At 60.9% G+C, this 22256-nt stretch carries 23 protein-coding genes, 1 tRNA gene and 1 pseudogene; 13 read left to right on the forward strand and 12 right to left on the reverse strand.

All coding sequences use genetic code 11. From position 1 onward, the window contains the following. The 3 genes from AB4Y42_RS41130 to AB4Y42_RS41140 all read left to right on the forward strand — a co-directional run. Nucleotides 1-221: TCP-1/cpn60 chaperonin family protein (locus AB4Y42_RS41130; RefSeq protein WP_368697517.1), on the forward strand; the 221-nt coding region annotated here is incomplete at its 5' end. A gap of 109 nt (nucleotides 222-330) precedes the next feature. After that, nucleotides 331-585 carry a hypothetical protein gene (locus AB4Y42_RS41135; RefSeq protein ID WP_368697518.1) on the forward strand — a complete coding sequence of 85 codons (255 nt, stop codon included), beginning with the start codon at nucleotides 331-333 and terminating at the stop codon, nucleotides 583-585. Nucleotides 586-667: 82 nt separating this feature from the next. Next, the gene (locus AB4Y42_RS41140) at nucleotides 668-1063 is read left to right on the forward strand and encodes a hypothetical protein (protein ID WP_368697519.1); all 396 of its coding nucleotides are present in this window, start codon (nucleotides 668-670) and stop codon (nucleotides 1061-1063) included. Nucleotides 1064-1114: 51 nt separating this feature from the next. On the opposite strand, the gene AB4Y42_RS41145 is transcribed toward AB4Y42_RS41140, so the two are convergent. From AB4Y42_RS41145 to AB4Y42_RS41175, 7 genes are all read right to left on the reverse strand, one after another. Next, a tRNA-Lys gene (locus tag AB4Y42_RS41145) sits at nucleotides 1115-1187 on the reverse strand. Nucleotides 1188-1231: 44 nt separating this feature from the next. Next, nucleotides 1232-1801 (reverse strand): Hsp20/alpha crystallin family protein, encoded by a 570-nt coding sequence (locus AB4Y42_RS41150; RefSeq protein ID WP_368697520.1) that lies wholly within the window; start codon nucleotides 1799-1801, stop codon nucleotides 1232-1234. Between the two features lie 34 nt (nucleotides 1802-1835). Then, complete coding sequence (locus AB4Y42_RS41155) at nucleotides 1836-2081, reverse strand: hypothetical protein (RefSeq protein ID WP_368697521.1); 246 nt, start codon at nucleotides 2079-2081, stop codon at nucleotides 1836-1838. Between the two features lie 80 nt (nucleotides 2082-2161). After that, a complete protein-coding gene (locus AB4Y42_RS41160) occupies nucleotides 2162-2569 on the reverse strand; it encodes an Hsp20/alpha crystallin family protein (RefSeq protein WP_368697522.1) in 408 nt (135 codons plus the stop codon). A gap of 169 nt (nucleotides 2570-2738) precedes the next feature. Further along, the gene (gene istB, locus AB4Y42_RS41165; RefSeq protein ID WP_368697523.1) at nucleotides 2739-3497 is read right to left on the reverse strand and encodes an IS21-like element helper ATPase IstB; all 759 of its coding nucleotides are present in this window, start codon (nucleotides 3495-3497) and stop codon (nucleotides 2739-2741) included. Nucleotides 3498-3512: 15 nt separating this feature from the next. After that, nucleotides 3513-5054, reverse strand: coding sequence for an IS21 family transposase (gene istA, locus AB4Y42_RS41170; RefSeq protein ID WP_368697542.1), 1542 nt, complete (start codon nucleotides 5052-5054; stop codon nucleotides 3513-3515). A 176-nt stretch (nucleotides 5055-5230) separates the two neighbouring features. After that, complete coding sequence (locus AB4Y42_RS41175; protein WP_368697524.1) at nucleotides 5231-5677, reverse strand: Hsp20/alpha crystallin family protein; 447 nt, start codon at nucleotides 5675-5677, stop codon at nucleotides 5231-5233. A gap of 249 nt (nucleotides 5678-5926) precedes the next feature. On the opposite strand from AB4Y42_RS41175, the gene AB4Y42_RS41180 reads away from it, so the two are divergent. Next, on the forward strand, nucleotides 5927-6310 hold the full coding sequence (locus AB4Y42_RS41180; RefSeq protein ID WP_368697525.1) for a hypothetical protein: 384 nt from the start codon (nucleotides 5927-5929) through the stop codon (nucleotides 6308-6310). A gap of 337 nt (nucleotides 6311-6647) precedes the next feature. Here AB4Y42_RS41180 and AB4Y42_RS41185 read toward each other — a convergent pair whose 3' ends face one another. Then, entirely contained in the window at nucleotides 6648-7865 is a 1218-nt protein-coding gene (locus tag AB4Y42_RS41185) for a sensor histidine kinase (RefSeq protein WP_368697526.1), read from the reverse strand. A 153-nt stretch (nucleotides 7866-8018) separates the two neighbouring features. Here AB4Y42_RS41185 and AB4Y42_RS41190 point away from each other — a divergent pair, with 153 nt between their 5' ends. The 5 genes and pseudogenes from AB4Y42_RS41190 to AB4Y42_RS41210 all read left to right on the forward strand — a co-directional run bounded on the left by AB4Y42_RS41190 (nucleotide 8019) and on the right by AB4Y42_RS41210 (nucleotide 12264). After that, nucleotides 8019-8348, forward strand: coding sequence for a PleD family two-component system response regulator (locus tag AB4Y42_RS41190; RefSeq protein ID WP_368697527.1), 330 nt, complete (start codon nucleotides 8019-8021; stop codon nucleotides 8346-8348). Between the two features lie 983 nt (nucleotides 8349-9331). Next, entirely contained in the window at nucleotides 9332-9859 is a 528-nt protein-coding gene (locus AB4Y42_RS41195) for a hypothetical protein (protein ID WP_368697543.1), read from the forward strand. 278 nt (nucleotides 9860-10137) lie between these two features. After that, nucleotides 10138-11256 (forward strand): RNA polymerase subunit sigma-28, encoded by a 1119-nt coding sequence (locus AB4Y42_RS41200; protein WP_368697528.1) that lies wholly within the window; start codon nucleotides 10138-10140, stop codon nucleotides 11254-11256. A 345-nt stretch (nucleotides 11257-11601) separates the two neighbouring features. Continuing rightward, a pseudogene (locus AB4Y42_RS41205) lies at nucleotides 11602-11812 on the forward strand (co-chaperone GroES); the annotation flags it as partial. Between the two features lie 89 nt (nucleotides 11813-11901). After that, a complete protein-coding gene (locus AB4Y42_RS41210; protein ID WP_368697529.1) occupies nucleotides 11902-12264 on the forward strand; it encodes a hypothetical protein in 363 nt (120 codons plus the stop codon). A gap of 180 nt (nucleotides 12265-12444) precedes the next feature. Here the strand turns inward: AB4Y42_RS41210 and AB4Y42_RS41215 are convergent, their stop codons facing one another. Both AB4Y42_RS41215 and AB4Y42_RS41220 read right to left on the reverse strand, forming a co-directional pair. Continuing rightward, nucleotides 12445-13080 carry a hypothetical protein gene (locus tag AB4Y42_RS41215; protein WP_368697530.1) on the reverse strand — a complete coding sequence of 212 codons (636 nt, stop codon included), beginning with the start codon at nucleotides 13078-13080 and terminating at the stop codon, nucleotides 12445-12447. Between the two features lie 577 nt (nucleotides 13081-13657). Beyond that, nucleotides 13658-14677, reverse strand: coding sequence for an IS110 family transposase (locus AB4Y42_RS41220; RefSeq protein WP_368697531.1), 1020 nt, complete (start codon nucleotides 14675-14677; stop codon nucleotides 13658-13660). Between the two features lie 745 nt (nucleotides 14678-15422). On the opposite strand from AB4Y42_RS41220, the gene AB4Y42_RS41225 reads away from it, so the two are divergent. The 4 genes from AB4Y42_RS41225 to AB4Y42_RS41240 all read left to right on the forward strand — a co-directional run bounded on the left by AB4Y42_RS41225 (nucleotide 15423) and on the right by AB4Y42_RS41240 (nucleotide 19872). Then, on the forward strand, nucleotides 15423-15815 hold the full coding sequence (locus AB4Y42_RS41225) for a sensor histidine kinase (RefSeq protein ID WP_368697532.1): 393 nt from the start codon (nucleotides 15423-15425) through the stop codon (nucleotides 15813-15815). Between the two features lie 835 nt (nucleotides 15816-16650). Further along, complete coding sequence (locus AB4Y42_RS41230; RefSeq protein ID WP_368697533.1) at nucleotides 16651-18381, forward strand: methyl-accepting chemotaxis protein; 1731 nt, start codon at nucleotides 16651-16653, stop codon at nucleotides 18379-18381. 603 nt (nucleotides 18382-18984) lie between these two features. Further along, nucleotides 18985-19389 (forward strand): hypothetical protein, encoded by a 405-nt coding sequence (locus AB4Y42_RS41235; RefSeq protein ID WP_368697534.1) that lies wholly within the window; start codon nucleotides 18985-18987, stop codon nucleotides 19387-19389. 15 nt (nucleotides 19390-19404) lie between these two features. After that, nucleotides 19405-19872, forward strand: a complete 468-nt coding sequence (locus AB4Y42_RS41240; RefSeq protein ID WP_368697535.1) for a hypothetical protein — start codon at nucleotides 19405-19407, stop codon at nucleotides 19870-19872. 81 nt (nucleotides 19873-19953) lie between these two features. On the opposite strand, the gene AB4Y42_RS41245 is transcribed toward AB4Y42_RS41240, so the two are convergent. Both AB4Y42_RS41245 and ftrA read right to left on the reverse strand, forming a co-directional pair. Beyond that, nucleotides 19954-20613 (reverse strand): hypothetical protein, encoded by a 660-nt coding sequence (locus AB4Y42_RS41245; RefSeq protein WP_368697536.1) that lies wholly within the window; start codon nucleotides 20611-20613, stop codon nucleotides 19954-19956. A gap of 507 nt (nucleotides 20614-21120) precedes the next feature. Further along, a complete protein-coding gene (gene ftrA, locus AB4Y42_RS41250) occupies nucleotides 21121-22149 on the reverse strand; it encodes a transcriptional regulator FtrA (RefSeq protein ID WP_368697537.1) in 1029 nt (342 codons plus the stop codon). Between the last annotated feature and the right edge of the window lie 107 nt (nucleotides 22150-22256).

The raw sequence follows: 22256 nt of genomic DNA on the forward strand, positions 1-22256 counted from the left end.
AGGTGCTCGAGGGCAAGGGCAACTTCGGCTACAACGCGGCCACCGGCGAATACGGCGATCTTGTCGAGGCGGGTGTGGTCGATCCCACCAAGGTCACGCGCACGGCTCTGCAGAACGCCGCATCGATTGCAGGGCTGATCCTGACGACGGATGCAACGGTCGCCGACGCGCCGAAGGACGAGAAGCCGGCGCAGGCGAGCGCGCCGGAACTGGAGTACTGACCGCGTCGGTTCCGCTCTGCACCGGTCGTCCAGCCCGGCCGGTGCATTTTCTCCGGCACTGTTCTTTTAGTCTTCGCGGGGGCAGTGCCGCTTTTTGCCCGAGACCGTCATGAAACTCGAACTTTTCATTGACTCAAGACCGCTCGACATCGAGATCGATGACGTCGTGGCGGGACTGCTGGCCATGCGACTTGACCTGCCGGCAGGCGCAGACAACCAGGATGCCCTCGCTCGCTATCTCAGCGAAAAGGGCGCGCCGTGGACACTCGACGAGGAGCACATGCGCAGGCGCATCCTTCGCCGGCTGATTCTGGATATCGCCGACCCGGCGCTGGTTATCCGTCATCTCATGGCTGAGGAATGAACTGCCCCGGCCAGTCGGGTCGGAATTGCCGCGACATCGCCTGCATCGCGACCGTCTTGCTGCCCCCGCAGAATCAGACATCATGCCCAGCCATCCTCGTTCGCCCGCGTGCTCTTCGGTCAAACTTCCCGCCGGCGTGCTCGGCAGGGACTATCTCAAGTTCTTGCAGCTCTCGGTTGACGATGAGCTTGCCTCCAGGGGATGGTTCGCCGATGCCGCGCTGCAGGAAGCTATGACCGCCGTCCACCGCGGTTCAATGCGCGGGGCGCAGCCGGCGATGAAGGTCTTCTTTGATGGCTGCCAGTTCTGGCTTGCCAGTCATTTTCATCGCTATGAGGCGGCCCGACGTCTCGGCGCCCGCCACCAGGAATTCTGGTGTGAGATTCAGCCCGGCCCGAGGGACCACGCCGTACGATATGCGTCGGGAACCCCCGACGTGATGCGTTTCCATAGCGAGCGGTCCACCACTGGTGGCTGACCGCCATCCATGGACTGGTCGAACCTGGCGCTTTCCTTGCCCGGCTGCATGCGGGTCGTACTGGATTCGAACCAGTGACCAACGGATTAAAAGTCCGCTGCTCTACCAGCTGAGCTAACGACCCAGTCCACTTTTCTGCGCGCCGTCATTGCACTTTGCAGGCTCGCCCTAACTGATATCGATCGTGCGACTCGTGGACGGTACCGGCTCCGTTTTCGGCACGGTCAACGTGAGTACACCGTTGTCGAATTTTGCCAGGGCGCGACCGGGATCGGCGTATTCAGGCATCGGGATCGTGCGCACGAAGCGTCCATGCGCACGCTCCAGCCGGTAGCAGCCGTTTTCCTCACTGCGCACATCCTGCTTTTTCTCACCACGCAGCACGATCGCGCCGTCCTCGACACTCACCTTCACGTCTTCGCGCTCCATCCCGGGCAGCTCTGCGGTCACGCTTAGCACGGGTCCCTCATCGACGACGTCGATGCGTGGCTGGAAGCGTGATGAACTGAAGTCGCCGAACCATCGCTCGAGCACGCTACGGCCTGCAAACGGGTCGTGAAAAAACTCCTCCACTGCGCGCCATGGTTCTCGTGAGAACAATCGCGCAATGTCAGGCAGGGGGGCCCGCCATTGTTCGTTTTCGCTCGTCGGCGGGCTCTCCGTGCTGTCCGTATCGGACTTGCGCACAGCCCCGCGAAGGAACTTGAAGGGATTCCACTTTTTCGGATCGGGATTCATCGTTTCCTCCTCTGGAATCTGGCAGGAGAACCGGTCATGGCACCCGCACCGTTGCTTTTCCACCGTCGACGTTTTCGGACTGGGGCTCGGGAGCGGTTTGGGCGGCAAGCTTGCGTTCAGCAGCCGCGAATGTGCTCTTTCCAATCCGACTGACGCCACAAGACAGCGCATCGTGCGGCGCTTCTGCTGCGGTAAACCACCGCCGTGCATGTCGGTGCAGGTGGCAATCGGCCATCGCAATGTTGGCCACGGACATCGCTGTCGGCAACAGCTTGCTCATGCGGGCCTCCGCTGTCAGCGGAGGCCGCCAGACCGCCGCCACCCGCTGCGCTTCCTGCCGTTGCGGCCCACGCGCCGACTTCAGCCCGTACGCACTTCGATCCGCCGCGGGCGCGCCTCGTCCCGCCGCGGGATCGTGAGCTTCAGCACGCCGTCCTTCAGATTTGCCTCGATCTTCGACGTGTCGAAGTCCGGGGAGAGCGCGAAGGTGCGCGCAAAGCGCGGCTCACGGACCTCGGCGTGCTGCAGCCGCAGATTTGCCGGTGTGGGCACGACAGCCTCCGCCTCGATGGCGAGATTGCCGTCATGGACGCGCACATCGAGCTTCTCCCTGGTAACTCCTGGCAGGTCAGCCCAGAGTGTGACGCCCTGACTATCCTCGTAGATATCGACGGCGGGGGTAATCGTCATCCGCCGCGCCGACGGCTCGTTCCCGGTGCGCGTGACGGCCGACGGGTCGCGCTTGCTCAGTTCAGTGGTATCGCTCATTTTCGGCTCCTCGGGTTACTGGACGGTGATCGCGCGAGGCTTCGATGCGTATTCCGCGCAAATCGAGCAGCCGTTCCACGGCAAGGCGAGCGGGCATTCCACGCGAAGTCGAGCAGCGATTCCACCGCGAAGCGAGCGCTGCGGACGTGGCGACGCGGGGTGAGCTCTTTTACTCCTCCTCGCCGTCGGTGGTCAAACCATTTCGGCGCTTGCGCATCGACTCGCCCGAGAGCGTGAAGCGATGCGCGTTGTGAACCAGCCGGTCGAGAATCGCGTCAGCAAGCGTCGGATCGCCAATCGCGGCATGCCAACTGTCGACTGGAATCTGGCTGGTAACGATCGTCGAATGCCGCCCGTGCCGGTCGTCGAGGACTTCGAGCAGGTCGCGCCGCGCCGAATCCGACAGCGGTGCCATCGCCAGGTCATCCATGACGAGGATGTCGGTCTTGGCCCATTGCGAGAGCAGCTTCGCGTAGCCCCCGCTCCCGTGTGCGATGGCCATCTCTTCGTTGAATTTCGGCATGCGCAGGTAGCAGGCCGAGAAGCCTTGCCGGCACGCCTGGTTGACCAGCGCGCACGCAAGCCAGCTTTTACCGAGCCCGGTTGGTGCGACCAGAATCACATTCTGGTGCGCCCGTATCCATTCGCCGGCAAGCAGTCGGGCGAGTAGCGCGCGGTCCAGCCCGCGGGGCGCGCGGTAGTTGATGTCTTCGGGTACTGCGTCCGGGAAGCGCAGCTTCGCGCGACGCAGCCGCGCCGAGAGCAGGCGCGACTGGCGCTCGCTTGCTTCCCGTTCGACGAGCAGTCCCAGGCGCTCCTCGAATCCGAGCTGGTCGATGCTGCCCTGGGATTGCTGATCGGCCAGCGCTGCGGCCATGCCGAACAGGCGCAGCTCGTGCAGCCGTTCAACGGTCGGGTGATGCAGCATGTCAATGATCTCCTTTCAGTGGTAGTAGGACGGGCCGCGCACGTTGGCGTGGGCGAGCGGCAGTTCGGTCTGGGGGGGGGCCGTTTCGGGTTTGCACTCCAGACCATTCTTTAGCGTCGAGGCGATGAAGCGGTACGTCGGCGATTTCAGATCAATCGCGCGCTGGCAGGCGGCTTCCAGCCGCGTGCGGCCGTAGTCCTTGGCCATGCGCAGTACACCCAGGCAGGCGCGATACGCCTGCTGAGGATGCTGCCGGCCGCCAAGCAGGTGTTCGATGACCGCGGCAGTGTGCGGTCCGATGTCGACGGCCCAGTTGATCAGCCGTTGCGGATTCCACTCGGTGGTGGCCGCCCGATGATTCGGCGGCATGTGCGCGTCGATCGTGGTGTGATGGCCGCGGCGCTCGCTCCTGGCATGAGCGGCAATACGCTGGCCGCGCAGGAAGATCTCGACAGTTGTCTTCGTATGGCGGACGTCGACCTGTTCGCGGGCGTGACAGTACGAGACGGAGTAAAAGTGTTCGTCAAGCTCGACGTGGTAATCGATGCCGACGCGGGCGACCTTCCACTGCGCGTACTGGTAAGGCCTTTCTGGCAGCGGACGAAGCGCCGGACGATCGAGCTCCTCAAACGCGCTGCGGCGACAGCCCGGCAGTTTCTTGAACGGCCTGTTGTTCAGGTCGACGAGCAGTGCGGCGATGGCGCGATTGGCTTCATCGAGGCTGAACAGCCGCTGATTGCGCAGCCGCGCCAGAATCCACCGCTGCGCCAGGAGTACCGACTGCTCGACCTTCGCCTTGTCGCGGGGCCGACGTTTGCGGGCCGGGATGATCGCCATGGAGTAATGGGCGGCCATCTCGCCATAGGTCCGGTTGAGAACCGGATCGTAGAAGTCGGCCTTGTGTACGCCGGATTTCAGGTTGTCGGGGACCAGGATCTCGACACATCCGCCAATGAAGTTCAACGCGCGCACATGCGAGCCGATCCAGTCCTCGAGCTGCTGGGTCCAGGTGACTTCGGCATATGTGTAGTTTGATGCGCCGAGCGTCGCGACGAATAGCTCCGCCTCACGGATCTCGCCGGTGTGCGGATCGACGATGCCCAGCCTGTTGCCCGAGTAGTCGATGAACAGCTTCTCGCCGGGCGTATGTGTCTGGCGCAGCGTGACCGGCAGGGCTGCCGCCCAACGCTCGTAATGCTTGCAGAACCAACTGTAGCCGTAGCCTTCGGGTTCCTGGGCCCTGTACTCGTTCCAGAGCAGGTCGAGCGTTACGCCTTTCCTGCCGAGCTCTCGGTGAACCAGCGGCCAGTTGGGCATCGGGCGTGTACGGCTTAACGACGGTGGCGGCGGAAACAGCAGCGCCTCAAGCGCCGCCTCGTCCAACGCGATCGCCTTCTCGAAGTCCAGTTGCGCACGCCGGGCACGATCCAGGTAGTCCCAGACGGTCGCGCTCGACAAGCCGATCGTCGTCGCGATCTCGCGCTGGCTGCGTTCGCACACAAAGCGCAGGCGCAGCACTTCCTTGATTTGACGCATGGATAACCTTTTATTCGACATTCGCACGCCCGACAAAATCGTCGAGAGTGCCATGGTTATCCCGCGTCGCCTTCCCTCCAGCTTACTGCTCGGTTACGCGTGGAATTCGCGCTCGGGCAGTCGTGGAATCCGTGCTCGGTTTGCCGTGGAATTGGCGCTCGCTTTGCTGTGGAATCTGTGCTCGGCTTGCCGTGGAATCAGCGTTCGGTTTGGCGTGGAATACGCAGCTTCGAGGATTCGCGCTTGCCGATAGCGATCGACAGGCAGCCATTCTCGTAGCGCGCCTGAACCTTGTCGGGATCTGCGTTCTCCGGCAGCTCGATCACCCGCCGGAACGCGCCGGTGAAGCGCTCCTGCGCATACAGACGTGTGTCCTCGCTGGTATCCGGCTGTGCCGGTTTGCGCTCACCGCTGATAGTCAGCAGCCCCTTGTCGATCGATACATCGAGTTCCGCCGCATTGACGCCGGGTGCAAATGCGACGATCTCGATCGACTCGTCGGTAGCGCCAATGTTGACCGGCGGGAACGCGCCGAAGCGGCTCGCCCGAAGGCTGGAGGGGAAAGTACCGAAGAGGTTCGCCATCTGCCGTTGCAGTCGGTCGAACTCGCTGAAGAGGTCAGATCCGGAGTAGAAATCGCTCATGATGCAGTTCTCCTCGAGTGATGCCGGGAGGCGAACGGGCCTACGCGCTCCAGTTCGCCCGCCAGCGTCTGGCAAAACAAATCGAAACACGCAGCGCGCGGGACGTTGCGAGCCGCGCGTCTGCCTGAGCGAAACCTAAGTTAGGCATTCTGGCGAGGATTTCAAGGGGCAAAGGCAGCGGTGCGCCCTTGAAATTTTTTTCCCAGGTCATATCATCGCGGCGGAACCATGCAGCTAGTGGAGGACACGATGGAATTCGATACCGACTGGTTGACCCTGGGCCCGCACCGCGTGCGCCTGCGCTCGACCAAAGGTTTTCCGACAGAAGCAATGCGCAAGGCGGTGGATGTCATCCGGATTGCGGTCGACAACAACATGAGCGCCCGCGCGCGCCTGGTGGAGGTGGTCTGCCGACGGGAAAAAAACTATGAAGTCACGATCGGCACGACCGTCGCCAAAGATAAGGTTTGTGCGCCGCAGCTCGAGACGTTTATCGCAGGCGTGCTTGGTCTGCTGCCGGACCAGATCACCTTGATCGTTACCGCAGTAGAGCAGTCTGAAGTGGACCTGCACTTCGGCGTGTACGAGCGGATGCTGGCCGAAAAACTGGGCACCGCACCACCGATCCAGTGATGCGGACTGCAGACGGGATGGCAGGACTGGCTGCCTGAGCGTGCCTCCAGCGCGACCAGGGCGTGCGGTATTGTCCGAAGACCGCCCCCCAGGGAGCGTCGCTACCCGCCGCGCGGATTGAACAGACGACCTTCGGAGTCCGGCAAGGTGCAGGCGCAGTCGATGCCGCGTGACAGCACCTTACCCGTGGGCGCATCTGGCGTGCCGGACGGCACGCTTTTCAGCATTTTCGCGGAGCAGGTCGGGCTGGTCCGCGTCATCGACACACGAAGAACACCGTTCGCGAGGCGCGCACCCTGCGCACAGCCTGTCAGATCGCGCGCCGGCGGGCGCAGCTTCAGCCTATCGGCTTCAGGTCGAGAGGAAAGCGGATTTCGAACGTCGTGCCTTGCCCCTCGCGGGACTCGAAATGGATCTCGCCCTCGAGCGAGTGGCACAGCTCCCTGACGATCGCCAGACCCAGACCGGCACCCGGGACGTCATCGCCGGCGGCCCGCTCGAACTCCCTGAACACGCGTTCTGTGTCTGACGTTGCAATGCCGACACCGGTATCGGCAACCCGCATGGACCACTGGCTGTCTCCGCATCTCGCGATGACCAGTTCGATTTCCCCTTCGCGGGTATATTTCGTCGCATTCGACAGCAGGTTCAGCGCAACCTGCTTGAGCCTGATGCGGCTGGACTGCACCCGGACCAGTCCAGCCTCAAGGCGGGCAGACAGATGGAGGCCCTTCGCTTCGATCCCCGGACGGGCGGCCGTGACCAGTTCGTCGAACAGCATGGGCAGATCGACCGGCTCGATGCAGTTCTGGTTGTTTTCGCCGACGACGACAGAATACTCCATCATTTCGTCGACCAGCTGCTTCATGTCATTTGCCTGCCGGGTCGCGAGCGCCAGTCCGGCCTCGGCTTTGGATGGCACGCGCGCAATCAGCTGCAGGTCGACCGAAAAGGCGTTCAGGAAGTTGCGCAGGTCGTGCACAAGGCTGCGTGTGATCTGCATGCGCGACCGGTGCAGTTCACTGATTCGGCGTTGCTGGTCCCGCAGCTCCCGGTTGGTGCTTTCCAGCTGGCTCGTGTATTCCGCGATGGTCCGGTCACGTTCGCCGATGACCTCGCGGATGGACGTCAGGGTGACAAAACTGAGCGCTTCGTCGATCAGGCTCAGAGCGCGGGATTCGTGGCTGCGGGTGAACGTGCAGTCGGACTCAGCGAAGGCCCGGACGGCGCCGGTCAGTGCCTGCCGGAACAGCTCCAGTTCGCGCACGAGTTCATCAACGCGGTAACCCTGCTGCCAGCGCACACTCCCGTGTTGCCTCGCGTCGCGTTTTATGTCCCCCTCGACCGGGTGGAGATCCTGCTCTTCGAGTGCGGAGCAGATGCCACTCAGGATAGCGGGCAGATGATCGGCCAGCTGCTCCCAGGTCAGCCGATCCGCCTCGACGAGTTCGGCATCGGCGGCAACCGCCTGCATGCACCTTTCCGTCAGGCGCGCCTGGTTCTGACGGAGAAATCCGGCAAGGGAGCGCAGGGCTCCCGTTTGAGAATCGGTCATGATGCGCACCCATTAAGCGATACCCTTGCGCAAGACGTGCATGAGAGGAACATTATCGTTCACCCTGCCGCATGGGGCCATTCGGCCAGACCAGCGCTTCGGAACGTAATTTGCTCAATTTGCCGTGGGAAAATCAAGATGAACGGGGCGCTCATGTCTTCCATCCTGCTCGTCGATGACGAGCCCGACCTGCTGGAGACGTGCCGCGTCATCCTCGCTGCTGAAGGATATGCGGTGCGCTGTGCACGTAACGGCGTCGAAGCCCTCAGGCTTGCCCTGCGTCAGCCGCCTGATCTGATTGTCACAGACTGGATGATGCCAGTAATGGGGGGTGGCGAACTGTGCCGCCAGATTCGGGCGCATCCAGTACTGGCAAACATCCCGATCCTTGTGCAAACGGCGACGCCGCCGCCGGGACCAGCGGACTGGGACGACTGCCTCATCAAGCCTGTCACGGCGGCGCTGCTGCTCGCCACCGTCTAAAGGTAGTGTCCTCCGTAAGGGCTCGGCTGCATATCCTGACGCGATCCGCGACCGTCCAGGTCACTCTGAATTTCAGCCGCCGGAAGCCACAAACTGGCTCGCCGTCCAGGTTACCGGGCACCATTGCACGACCTTGAAAATTTTCATCAGTGAAACTAACTTATATCCAGTTCAGACAGTGTGCCCAGTGATGGACCGGTTGCATGCTGCGTGTTTCGATTTGTTTGCCCCGCAGCATGGCAGGCGAACTGGAGCTCGCAAGCCCGTTCTCTTCCTTGCTGCGTCGAAGGAGAAGACGATGAGCTGCCTTCATCTCCGCTCGGCTTCGACTATGTTGTTCGAGCGCCGCCACCTTACGATCGTTATGCTGACCGGCGTTTTCCGGCCGGGCGCGCAGCGAGCCCGACCCTCGCTGTCGGACCGCATTGCCGTCCTGCGGCCGACGTTTCGCCACCTCACGTTTCACCTGCGCCGCGGTTAGCAGCGCGGTTGCCGTGCGAGCACCGCTCGCGACGTCGGTACGTCGATCATGCAGTACACCGGCCGTGGTTCCATGAAGAATTGGGCACCAGGTTCTGAGCGGTTTTCGCTGGAGCACCGCACGGCTGGTGCGATACCGTTGCACGCGCGACGGGGGGCCTCAATGGAACGGGTGAGAGTCGAGATGCGCAACGGACTGGAGGTCCGTATGCACACCCTGGCCGTGAGACACGTACGCCCGGCAGCATGCCAGGAGCGAACGGCGGCGAACGGATATCTTGTATTTGTTCAGGTCTTGAGGGATGGCGAGGTTTTCGTGAACTGGCACCTGCCACGGCTCCGCCGGCGCTGGCCGAGTCGCGCAGAGGCGGAATCGGAAGCACTGGAATACGCCGTGCGGCTTGTGAACCGTCGTGCGTTTTGCGGACCGCCGCCGGATGTCGTGGAGGCGGTTTGGCGGTGGCGTCGGTGAGGAAAGCCCGGAAGGTCTCGAGGAGGTCATGATGGAACTTCACATGCATTCACATCATTTCGTTCGCCGCATGCCTGAGTGGCCCGCAGCGGTTATCGGCGGATGCGTGGCGGGCGCGGTTTTCCTGGTGATCGAACTTTTTGCCATGGGCGTCGCGGAGCGAAGCGTATGGTCGCCGCTGCGGATGATTGCGGCAATCGTGATGGGCCGCGACTTGCTCGCACAAACCGCTACGTTTGCAGCGGGCGTCATAATGGTGGCGCTGCTCACGCACTTCGTGCTCGCGATCCTCTTCGCGGTCATTCTGGCGGTGATCGTGACGCCATTCAGCCTGGATTCCAGCGTGGGGATGGCCTCGGTGGTGGGTGCCGTATTCGGTGTCCTGCTGTACGTGGTCAACTTTTATGGCATGACCCAATGGTTCTCCTGGTTTGCCGATGCCCGGGGCTGGGTGAGTTTCTTCAATCACATCGTGTTCGGGCTGGTGGCGGCCCACACATACCTGGCTCTGGAAAAAAGGGAACCGGACGCCGGTGGCGCTAGCGACACGGAGGGATGAGAGTCGCGCAGCGCATCCTGCTGGGCGTTGCGCGCCAAGGAGACGTCCGGCAATGCGCGGCGTCGCTGCCCGGTGTCCGACTCGTCAGCTTCGCTGTTGTACCTGGCTGGCGATTTTAAGCAGGACCTCTGACTACTGGGCACAGGCTGGCACGACTGGCGAGACAGCAGGCATGTATTCACAGATCCGGCTCACCGCCCCAATTGGCGTGGGGCCCGGGCCAAACGGGCTTAGCGTCGCTTGCCACCGAGGCGCGCCCGGATTTGCGCAGGTTTGAGATGAAAACGTCGATCAGTTACCGCAACGTTGCGAAGCTCTCCCGCCCAGAGCTGGAAGACCTGATTGGCCGCCTCACGCAGCGACGCCTGAAGCCGCATCTGTCGCATTTTCCGGCCGGGCTGGCGCGGCTGCATGCGACGGTGGAAAGAAGCCGGCATCGCGGTATCTACCGCGTACGGCTCCAGGTGGTGTTACCAGGAGGAACTCTCGCGAGCGGGAATGATTCGCCGGAGCCGGCCACGGCGATCGAACTCTCCATGACTGAACTGGAGCGGCAGCTCGAACGACACGTCGCGCATCTGCGTCACGAGGATGCCTGGCGCCGCAAGGAACGGCGCGCCGGGTTGCGGCAGTTCAAGGCGGCACTTTCGGAGCAGACGGACGCCAGATCAGCGTGGTTCGGCGAGTTCGTGCGCCCGCTGCTCGCACCGCTGCAACGCTTCGTTCAGCGGGAACTCGCATATCTCCAGGCGCGGGGCGATCTCGCGACAGGCGACCCGACGGTCGACGACATCGTCGACGAAGCCTTGGCCCGTGCCTGCGAACGACAGGCAGAGCGCCCGCGGCGGCTCGAACCGCTGCAGTGGCTCTACCAGATCGCGCTGGAACAGCTTGCCGGCGAAGTGGCGCATCGACAGAGCGAGGAAGGCCGATGCATTTCACTCGACGGCAGGCTGCCCGTCCAGCTGCACGAGCCACACGATGAGGATGACGAACTTCTGTTCGAATACTGGCAGCCCGACGAGGTCCTGTGTCTTGAGAACGTGGTGCCGGCAATGGACGACACGCCGGAGGATGCGGTCATGACCCGGGAACTTCGCGAGCTGGTGGCAACGCTGCTTGCGGAGCTGCCGGAACCCTGGCGACGGGCTGTCACGCTCTGCCGCCTCGAAGCGCAGCCTGCGGATGCCGCAGCGCAGGTTCTGGGCATTACCGAGCCGGAACTTGAGGACCGGCTTGCGCATGCCGACGCGTTCCTCAGGGCCAGACTCGCTGACCTGCGACTGATACCCGAGCCGACGGCCGAGCCCGCAGGTTACATCGTGCCGGGGACGCTGCCGCTCGCGCCCGGGCTGGCCAGGGATTTTGACGAGGCGACACGGCGCAATATCCCATAAAAACGCAGGCGCGGCCAGATCATGGTTGATCGCGGGAGGACGGTATTTTCCCGACTGACGACGGAGGCCAACGATGGAACTGACCACGATATTGACGCGAGATAGCGTCGTTGACATCGACAAACTGCTTGATGAAGCGTTGCAGGAAACGTTCCCCGCGAGTGATCCTGTGGCGTGCGCGGCAACGGCTTCGATCGCGCCTGCGGTGCGACCGGCCACGGTTGGGCCGGTCGGCCATATTGCGACGGCGCCCGCCAAACTGGCCCGCAGGCCCTCTGGGAGCAGGCGCACTGGTACGCATGCGGGAGCTGGCCACGCCCGCACGGCGTCTCAGGGAGCAGGATCATGAAGCTCACGCCCTTGCATGACCGGCTCATGGTCAAGCGTGTCGAAAAGGAGCGCAAGATCGCGGCAGGCATCGTCATACCGGCTACCGCCGGTGAGAAACCCGATCAGGGTGAAGTCATCGCCGTTGGCCCCGGAAAGCGGTTCCAGGACGGCCAAACGGTGCGTGCCGGATGTGAAGGTTGGAGACCATGTGCTGTTCGGGAAGTACGAGGACGTGATAGATGCCGACTTCGGGGAAGTGAAAAGAAAACAGTGACGTGCACCGGACGTCAAAAGGCTTGCGCCATGAAAAGATGATTGCGTATCCTGGTCCCGGCAATTGTGATTGCCGGGCTATGGTCAGAGAACGCCATGTCTGCCAGCCCGCCGCTGCCGACGTTGCCCCTGCAATACGACATCTGGATCACCGGGACTATTCAGCGTGGCAGCGGGAAGTACGCGCCGGGCGACTATACAACGATCATGCTGGATCGCCCCTCGACGTCGCCGTGCAATGACAAGGAGGTGTCCGACATTCTCCTTGGTGAAGGAGGCGCACCAGCCCCCACGCTCCTGCTACCTTACCTGAACCAGCGCGTCGCCGTCCGGGGCCGCGTGATCTGCCCCGGCTCGGGCATTCAATTTACGCCGCAGCCGGACACTGTGTTTCCGGTCTGGTAAGGCAAGGGGGAAGCACCGAACATCAACTTCGGCACGGCCTGACCAGGGTTGCTGCAGCCGCCTGCGAAAGCCCGCGCCGGTCGATCTTTCGCTGGCTACTGGCACCAGCCTCACGCGCGGTTGACAGAGGAAAGCGCCCATAGCGGTTCCAGAACAATGGGCGGTGCGAGCGCGATCAGGTCAGCCGCGAGCGGCCGCCTCGCGGAGCGGGACGACATGCGTGGTCGAACGCACAGTGCCCAAGACATCCCCGTCGGCGGGATAATCCAGCCAGAGCGGGCGCGTGGGGAAAAGCAGTGGTGAGACCACGTAGCCGCCGCTTTCCTGCATCCCGGACGCGATCGCACACCACGCATTCCAGGTTTGACCCAGTGCGTGAACGAAGTGGCGATGCAGCCAGCCCCGCGGGTCGGCCGTGGGCGGCAAATGGGCAGGCATGAAGGCCAGCCATTCGAACAGTCCAAAAGGCGGATAATTTCCCTGGCAGCGCGTGAGTGTCTGGATGCTGAAACGCCGCTCCCAGAACAGGCGCCATCCCAGCAGGGCAATCGCCTGAGCAGAGGTGTTGCCGTCGCACAGCAACAATCCGAATTCGGGCGAATGGCGAATTGAGCCAGCCTCTGGATGTACGGGCCGGATTGAACGCGCCAGACGGCGTACATGATTTTTCCGGACCTTACTGTAGACGGCGCACAGCATGATGCAAATGCGCAGAGTGTCGGCCAGGTCGCTGAGCCTGAAGGCATCGGTCACCCGGAGGTCAATGCCGTCGCCCGTATTGATGGCTGGCTGGATCACCAGTGTGGAGTTCACCAATTACAGTAATGTCGCTGTTTTCCAACCAATTCTTGTCGTTTTGAGCCGCGAAATCCGCCTCCCACAACCCGTAATGACAGCAAAGACAGGGAATTCCTGTCGCTTTGACACATGACCGCTTAAAAAAACGTTGATCTAGCCCTTTATTCGACAACAGCGCTCGCAATCTTAACACTCACGACCACTGCTTTCACAAGCATAATCGGCCTTGAGGCCAGATCGCCTCGTGACGTCATCGCCGCTTCGATTCAAAAATATAGGACTACAAACTGAAAGACCGATCATTATATTTATGTATACATGAACGCCTCCGTTTGCGCCAGGTGTTCGAGGTCTTGACGAATGGGATGGGCTGCACGTCTACATCCGGCCTCTCTGTGCAGCTTCAGCTTCGCTGCGGGCCACTATGAAATCCGCAGACTCACGCCTCATTCAAATCGCGAGCTTAAGAAGCTCAAACATAAATTCAGGCTTGGCGAGTCCCGGGTCCAACCCGATCTGTCATCACACTCGAATGCCGCCGCAACTTTTGACGTTCCACCCCTTTAAAGAGAAGCCAGTAGACACCGCAATCGAATCATGACGGTCTCGTGCACGCATAATTTGCACGGTATGGCTGTTGATGGGCCAGGACCGCCCAGATTATTCGAGCGAGCTTGTTGGCCATGGCAACGATTACTACATTCAACGGTCGCCGTTGCTTCATCTGCGTAACCCATTGCCCCGGCTCTTTGGCCTTATAGATAATGCTGCGCGCTCCATGTACCAGCAAAGTCCGGAGATACGTGTCACCGCGCTTGCTGATTCCTCGTAGCCTGACGATTCCGCCGGAGCCAGTTTGTCCCGGAACGAGCCCCAACCAGGCGGCAAACTCGCGGCCGGATTTAAATGCTACAGCGTTCCCCATCGTTGCTACTGCAGCCGTCGAGGTGAGCAACCCCACGCCTGGGATTGCCGCGATTGCCGTAGCTGCTTGATCGTTCTTCATCCACTCCCGAAGCCGCCGCTCAATCTGACCGGTCTGCTTGTCGATCGCATCCAGACCTCTCCATTGCTCTCTCAGCGTGTCGATCAACATTGCGGGGAGGCGTCCTGACAACCTTTCCAGAATCTCGACTATTGCCTTGTCGAGCGCTGCCCTACCGCATCCCATCACTTCGCCATACTCGCTCAACAGCCCGCGAAGACTGTTGATCTGCATCGTGCGGAATTTCACGAGTTGCTGACGCATACGATGCAGCGCAAGCACGGCCTGCTGGGCTTCGGTTTTTACGGCAACGGCCTTGCAGTCCACCTGGGTGGCCATCCAGATCGCACGCGCGTCGGCAGCGTCGTTCTTATTGCGGATGTTGAAAGCCTTGACGAACTTCCCTGGCATCAACTTGACCTGATGCCCCATCTCAATCAATCGCCGGGCCCAATGCTGTGATCCGCCGCATGATTCCATCCCAACGAGGCACGGCTGCCGATTCGCGAAATACTGAAGTAACGCCGCCCTCTTGACCGACCGGTTCACGACCTCACCGGTGTCCGGGTCCACCCAGTGGACCTGCATCACGTTTTTTGCAATGTCCACGCCCACAATCGTATGCGCCATGACAGATCCCCTTCGGTTCGCCGAGTGAAGCAGTATGATCAGCCTGATTCTCAGATCGATGACTTTTTGCTGCCAGCATCGAGCCGATCACGCGAAGCCTACGGCTAGGTGGGGGCGTTCATATCATTCAAATAACAAAGGATTGCATATTAGATAAAGTGCTTCCATTCCCTGCTTTCCACCGGGGAAAGTGATCGGCCAAAAACCGCCGCTCCGGCATCGCCGCTTTAGGGCATCTTCAAGACGCTTCCCCGTTGTTCCGACCTTCGCCGGCTCGCGGGACTGTTAGGTCCCGAAAATGCTGATCATTGCGCTCGTGCTAGGATTTCCCCAACAAGGGAGGGCAAGCGATGGCTGTGCACGCTATAACGGCGGTTCGGATGGACGGGAATTCGGCAAGGGTCACACACGTGCTTTGGGGGCAGGTGTCCGTGAATGGAGACCAATTTGAGGTCGCTCCGCACGCATCGCCTGTAATCGAAGTGGTAGACGCACTGGCGAAGGGCGACACCGTTGTAACAGTCTTTCCGCTGGATGGGCAGCGCGTCGCAGGCCCAGCAGTCCGCCGCGTCGTCGATGAGGCCGGACGCGAAGGCATCGAAATGGTGGTCACTGATTCCGATGCGGGCCCAAGGCTCGCGGACCTGCCACGGCTTGATCACGAATAGAGTGCTCCTCGGGTCGGCTCCATCGGACGGAGTTTAATCGTTTATTTGCCCTCCCTCCCCTAAACCTTACGTTGCCGGTGGATTTCACGTCTAAGGATATGGGGCGCATATGTAGCGACGCGGCGGATGAAGTACGTGCGGCCTATCCGGACGCGCTCATCGGGCTACGTCTTGTGGGCGTCCTCAAGGGTCGATGGGACGGCGGCCGAATCGGACAGTTGGTCGTCAATCTGCTGACAAACGCCGTTCGCTATGGTTCGGGGCAGATTGTCGTCGAAGCCCGTGCTCACGATGGACAGGTGACTGTGATCGTCGGCAACAAAGGCAATCCGATTCCGGAGCATGCGCTCCCGACGCTGTTCGATCCGCTAACGCGGGCGCCCTCACCTGACCGAACCGGGATGGCCGCTGGCACCGGTTGGGCCTATACATTTGCCGCTGTATCGCCTCCGCGCATCAGGGAACGATAGGCGTCGAATCATTGGATGCCGGAACCCGATTCACGGTGCAGATACCATGTTCGCCCTCGCCGCCTGGCTGCGCACATCGAACGACGCAGAAACAGATAGCCGGTGACATGTGAGACCGCAGGCAGAATCGCGTAAATCGTCCGGTAGTCGCGGGTCGGCGACGAGCGGGCCCTGTCGGGCAGTAGTCGGCCAGGAACAGACTCTGGCTTGTAAAGCGGAGCGGTCACTCGAACGTCGGCTTCGTCTCAGACAAGAGACTCAGGCACGCCGACTCACGTCTAATCGCCTTCCCTCGCACTCGGATTCAAATCGCCGGTCAGCCTATTGGGCGGGACCGGACGGCGCGATCCGGACAATCTTGTTGTCAACGTCCTAGCCACCCATGCAGTAACCACCGTCATCCCTTAAAGGAACGGGGATCGTGAAGTTGTTCCCATTGACCTTCGCCTAATCGCTCTTGAGATAGATGATCCGCACGCCCGAACGGCTGGAGTCCGCGGCGGGTTCTCGCGTTCAACGGGGAGCGGCATTTCCCGGCGAGCAGTTCTTGACGTACGCAACCGGCTAAAGTAGTCCGGTCGTTCCGGGCAACCGGCGGAAACCTGAAAACGCCGCGCTGTTGTGCCTTTCGCGTGAGACCGAGGGATGGCTGCAAGGGTAGCCTGAATCCCCGAAGCTGAAAAGATTCATCTAATGCATGCATTTTAGGGGAAATCCCGCAATTTCCTTAAGGCTGGCGGTTCGCTGCCGATACGAAGGTTAGCTGATTCAATTTGCTTCCTCCGGGCCAGTCGACCTTTGGCCGCCGATTTCTTCTCAACGCGAGGCGTCAACCGTGCAATCTCTCAAAAACCTGAAGGTGGTCACACAGCTGATCCTGGGATTCTCGTTGGTCATCGTTTTGTTGGTGGGACTGGGCGCATTCAGCGTATTCGAAGTCAGCTGTGAAAACGATCACGTTGCCCAACTCCGCGATAATTGGTTGCCCAGCGTGCGCAGCAGCTTGCAGATGCAAGCGGGATTGCGTGCGATTAGCCTCGCCGAATACCGCGCGTCCGGTGCCCAGACGCAGTCCGCAAGCCAGGAAGCAGACGCCCGGATCGACGCCGGCCTTGCAGACTACCGGCGCGCATCGGCCGAGTACGAGAAGCTCATTACCGAGGCGGAAGAGAAGACGGCGTATGCCGATATCCAGACGCTCATGTCGAAGTATCTCGAAGTCGACCAGCAGATCCGTGCCTTCGGACGAGCGAACAACCAGGCAGAAGCGATGGCGCTGATGCAGGGACAATCGAGCACGCTTCGTGACGCGATGGAAAAGGATATCGGGACGATCGTGGCCGTCAACGAGGCTGGGGCGGCCAAGGAAGGCGAGGCAGCCGGTCAGGCCTATTCACACGCAATCGTGCTGGTGATCGCCCTGATCGTCTCGGCTACTGCGGTTGCGCTGGGCGTGGCGCTGATCATCGCCCGTGGCATTGCGAAACAGCTTGGCGGGGAGCCTCGCGATGCAGCTGCGCTGGCCAGCGACATCGCAGCGGGCAATCTGCGCGTCGCGTTGCAGCTGAAGTCCGGAGACCGTTCGAGCTTGATGTTCTCGCTAGGCGCCATGAAAGACCAGCTGACTCGTATCGTGCAGGGCATCAAGACTTCCAGCGAGTCGATCTCGGTGGCGGCGGGCGAAATCGCTCAGGGCAACACTGATTTGTCGCAGCGCACCGAAGAGCAGGCCGCTTCGCTCGAAGAAACTGCCTCGAGCATGGAAGAACTGACGAGCACGGTGCGTCAAAACGCCGATAACGCGAAGCAGGCAACCGTGTTGGCCAGTACGGCGTCGGGATACGCGCAGCGCGGAGGAGAAGTCGTCGGGCGCGTGGTCGACACGATGCACAGGATCACGGAAAGTTCGGCCAAGGTCGCCGAAATCATTAGCGTGATCGAAGGGATCGCGTTTCAGACCAACATCCTTGCCCTCAATGCCGCGGTCGAGGCAGCCCGAGCCGGTGAACAGGGACGCGGATTTGCCGTCGTCGCCGGCGAGGTCCGCACACTCGCCCAGCGCAGCGCCACGGCAGCCAAGGAAATCAAGGAACTGATCGGCGAGTCGGTCACTCGGGTCGACACCGGCTCGCAGCTCGTTGAGGAAGCAGGCAGTACGATCAGCGAAATCGTTCAGTCGGTCAAGCGCGTAAGTGACATCATGAGCGAGATTGCGGCGGCGTCCGAAGAACAGAGCACCGGCATCGAGCAAGTCAATCAGGCCGTCACGCAGATGGATGAAGTGACCCAGCAGAATGCCGCCCTGGTCGAGGAAGCCTCGGCCGCGGCACAGTCGATGGCCCAACAGGCGCAGGCGTTGCGTGAAGCCGTGGCCGTATTCAAGGTTGGTGAGGACCGGTCAGTGGGCACATCCTTCGTTGCGACAGCGGGTCGGGAGCGGGTCCTGGATGCAGCGAAGAAGCCGGTGACGCTGTTGCCAACGCGTCACGCACAGCGTCCCTCAAAACAATCCGCAGCCACGAGGTCGTCCGATGTGCCAGCAGAGCCTGACTGGCAGACGGTCTGACGAGCGGGAAGGCTCGAAGCACGGCCGGCCGTTCGCCGAGTTCGAGCCGCATCACCCGTGGATGTCGCAATGGCCGACAAGCTAAGGCCAGACGATAGCGAGCGAATGACGGTTGGACTCTGAGAGCAGCCGTCGCACCTCCGACGACTTGACCGGCAGCAACGGGTCGGTTATGCCTGTTGCATGAGACGTGGGGCGGGGATGAGCGGCGTGCCCGATCGTGGGACGCAGTGCGGCCACGAGCGGCCGGTCCACCAGCCAACCGATCGGACGTTCCAAGGGCCGCTTCGCTCACGATAGTTGCCGTTCACCGGCGTCGTGCGCTACCACTCGCTGCAACGCTCTCTCCGATTGCACACCGGTTGGCAACTATTGGTCAAGATGTGTGAAAACGCATGCACAACGCTGCAACCGAAAAACTCGACCCTCCAGACTTGCAAGGGCGCTGATCCAGATGAGCAGCGATGAACTCAAGAAGGCCGCGCGAGTTGTACAGGCAATTATCTGCTCGGATATCGCCGAACGCCTTCCACTAGTGATTTAGTTATTGCACTGTTAACCACTAGTGGTACACTAGAATCTCCATAGTAGGAGACCAGCCAAATGCCCAAATTCGAAGTTGATGAAGACGTAGCACGCCTTGTCGAACGGCTCGCCAATCCGAAGCCGTTTGAGAATCTGTCGTTTAACGCCGCGCTCAAACGCGTGCTGGATCGATTCATGGGCGACAATCACCAGCCGCAGGTCGATTTCAACGAACTGCTTGCTGAGTCTATGGCAGCAGCGCAAGCGCAACCAAAGAAAGCGCCTTCCCCAAGCGCTCAGGAATGGGCTGCGACCGTGCCAGAACTGAAGAACAAGCGCGGCCTGACTACGTGGAAGGCAATCTGCGATCATCTGAAGATCCAAACAGGCGGCGATTCTGCACGCAGGAGGTTGCGGACGTGGGTGAAGTTGCACAAGCCCGCATGGCCGCCAGTACCAGACACGCCTACAACAGCGGAATAGGAGCGTGGCCCAAATATGGACAAAATCCAATACCTTGAAGATATGAAGGCGGAGCTGGCACAAGCACTCGGAGAGGCAATCTGGGCGTTTGCGATGATCGAGCGGGTGACATACAGCTACTTGAAGAAGCTTTCGAGTGACAGACTTGACGAACTTATGGGCGGCCAGCAGTTCAAGGCGCGTACTGACTTGGTGATCAAGCTTGTCGAGCGATTGAAGGGGCAAGAAAAAGAGAAGGCGGTTGCGCTTCGCCATCTCAAGGAGGCTCAAAACTTAGCCATCGAACGGAACCTGCTTGCTCACAATCCTTGGCAAATCTGGATCGATCTTGACGAGTCAAAGTTCAAGTCGGAAATCAGGAAGTTCAATGACGAAACCAAGAAGGCAGACCTAGAAAAGGTTCGCGACTTCAGAGAGCGGGCGGGAGATGTAGCCTCAACGCTCGAATACGTGTTGGGTGATCTTCGCTTCCCGGGTCCATAAGCAACTAGACCGCCTAGTTAAGGCGATTTCAACCCATGCGCGCGCGGCTCGAAGTCATCATGGGACGCGGGCGGGACTCGATTACTTGCAGACGGTAGTTGAAGTGCCCTTTGCTTGATCTACAACGGTCGTGCAATTCTGTCCGCTGGACGATGAGCAGGAGCCGATGAGGGTGAACAACACGAGGGCTATGAGGATGCCCGCGCCAATCTTGTACTGTTTGCGCGTCGATGGAAGTGACCCGTACTTCACATCTGCATATCGCTTCAACGACGCAATCAGCGGCAACCCTCGGTGCTCTGCGCGGTGGAGTGCAGCAGTGCATCCATTCACCATCGCCACGTTCCACTCCTTGTTCTTTATCTCGTGGTGGTGTTTCGATAGCTGATGGAAGTTGATACGGAAGGCGCGCAAGTTCTCGTACACATACGCAACTTCCTTGGCCATCTCCGCGCCTAGCAATCCAATCTTTGCCGTGTTGCTGTCGAAAATCGGACTGGGCGGAATCGGCCACTCTGGCAGGGTCAAACCTTCTTCAGTCATCGCCTGTAGAGCCATCTTCTCCAGCCCGTCTTTCATCCATTTGAGGGGCTCGGCGTGTGACTCCAGTTCACCGGCCAACGCACCGGCGAGCGCCTGCCCATCGCGAAAGCGCCTGTAATCTTCGCCAAGGAAATTGTTGAAATAGCCGCCAGCAAGCACGCCGATGAATGCGATGAGCGCGGTATTGACTTCAGCCATGAATTCCCCTTATGCGTTGCTTGGCCCGACGCGCAGTGTAAACGAACTTAAGACGGTCCTACAGGAGCGGAGTGAACAACCCAAGTCTCGCGGCCCCGCGTTTGTTTCTCGTGCACCGCAGCCAAGAATTTGTGATGTTCATTCTTTGTTCGGATCATGGCGACTCCAACAAACCACTACGGAGTAACGCCAAAAATGAAACCTTTACGGTCTACGTTCACGTTCGGACGGTTACGGCGAATCCACCTCGCGAATGGCTGCTGAACTCTGAAACCCGCCGCCTGGGTCGCGACATCGCTACCGGCGACAACGGGTCGACTGCTGCCGACTGCGTCGGGCGGCAGCCGGGCCAGGCAAAGACATTCGTCCTCGCGACGTCCCGGACGTCCAGACGGCCGCTTTGCACTCGAAAGCCGCCGACTGGATAGTGAGCTGTAAGCTGTTCGAAATGAAGGCGTAGTCAGGACTCGGTGTGCAAGATTGCCTTTCGTGAGCATCGCATGGTGGTCAGTCGAGGTGCGTATCAACACGAGTTGCGCGCGACCGTCCCCCGATTCCACAATTGAGTTTCTGAGCCCTTGGGCCATGGCCAAACTTCTTCCGGTACGCAGCAGGACTCGTGAGCGCGATACGTCGAAAGTGCCTGCGCATTGACTCCTCCGAGCCGAACCCGGCCAACTCAGCGATGCGGCTAACCGGCAAGGACTTTTGCGCTTCGAGCATCTCACGGGCCACCGCCACGCGTTCTCGGACAAGCCATTCGTACGGCGCCATACCGGTGGCCTCATGAAATTGCCGTTGCAACGTGCGTGGACTCATCGAAGCCCGTTCTGCGAGCGAGCGCAGCGTGTGCGGCAAAGCTGGATGCTGGCGTACCCAGTCCATCAACTTCGCCAGACGCCCGCTTTCATCCTGCAGCATGGGACGCGGCACAAACTGCGCCTGACCGCCCTCCCGATGGGGCGGCACCACGAGCCTCTGTGCGACCCGGTTCGCCACTACCCCACCGTAATCGCGCCGCACCAGATGGAGCAGCATGTCCAGCCCCGCAGCCGATCCCGCCGACGTGATGATCTGTCCTTCGTCGACATACAGCGCATCGGGCTGCACGCGCACCTGCGGGTAGCGTTGCTGCAGTTTCGTGGCATATCGCCAGTGAGTCGTCACCGTCTTGCCGTCGAGCACTCCGGCCGCTGCCAGCACAAACACGCCGGAGCAGATCGAGCAAAGACGCGCGCCACGCCGGTGGGCAGCGCGGATCTTCTTTAGCAGCGCCTCGGGCGGCAATTCGTCCGCATCGCGCCAACCGGGTATCACAATCGTATCCGCACGATCGAGCAGCTTGAGCGTGTAGGGCGCGGCGACCGTGATGCCGCCTGCGGCACGGAGCGGGCCAGGCTCGCTCGCGCAAACCGCGAAGCGATACCAGTCGACACCGAGCTCCGGACGTTCGAGCGCAAACAGTTCGGTCACGCAGCCGAATTCAAAAGTACAGAGCCGGTCGTAAGCCAACGCGACGACGAGATGGTTGTCCATGGCGCGATGTTACCGTAGGTTGGCGATCACGCCACTTACCCTTTTCGCGACTCGACACCAAAATAAGGCTCCTGGATCATTTCGCCAGGCGCTATGTTCATCGGAGC

Origin of the sequence: Paraburkholderia sp. EG286B (genome assembly GCF_040965655.1) — a bacterium.
Lineage (GTDB): Bacteria > Pseudomonadota > Gammaproteobacteria > Burkholderiales > Burkholderiaceae > Paraburkholderia.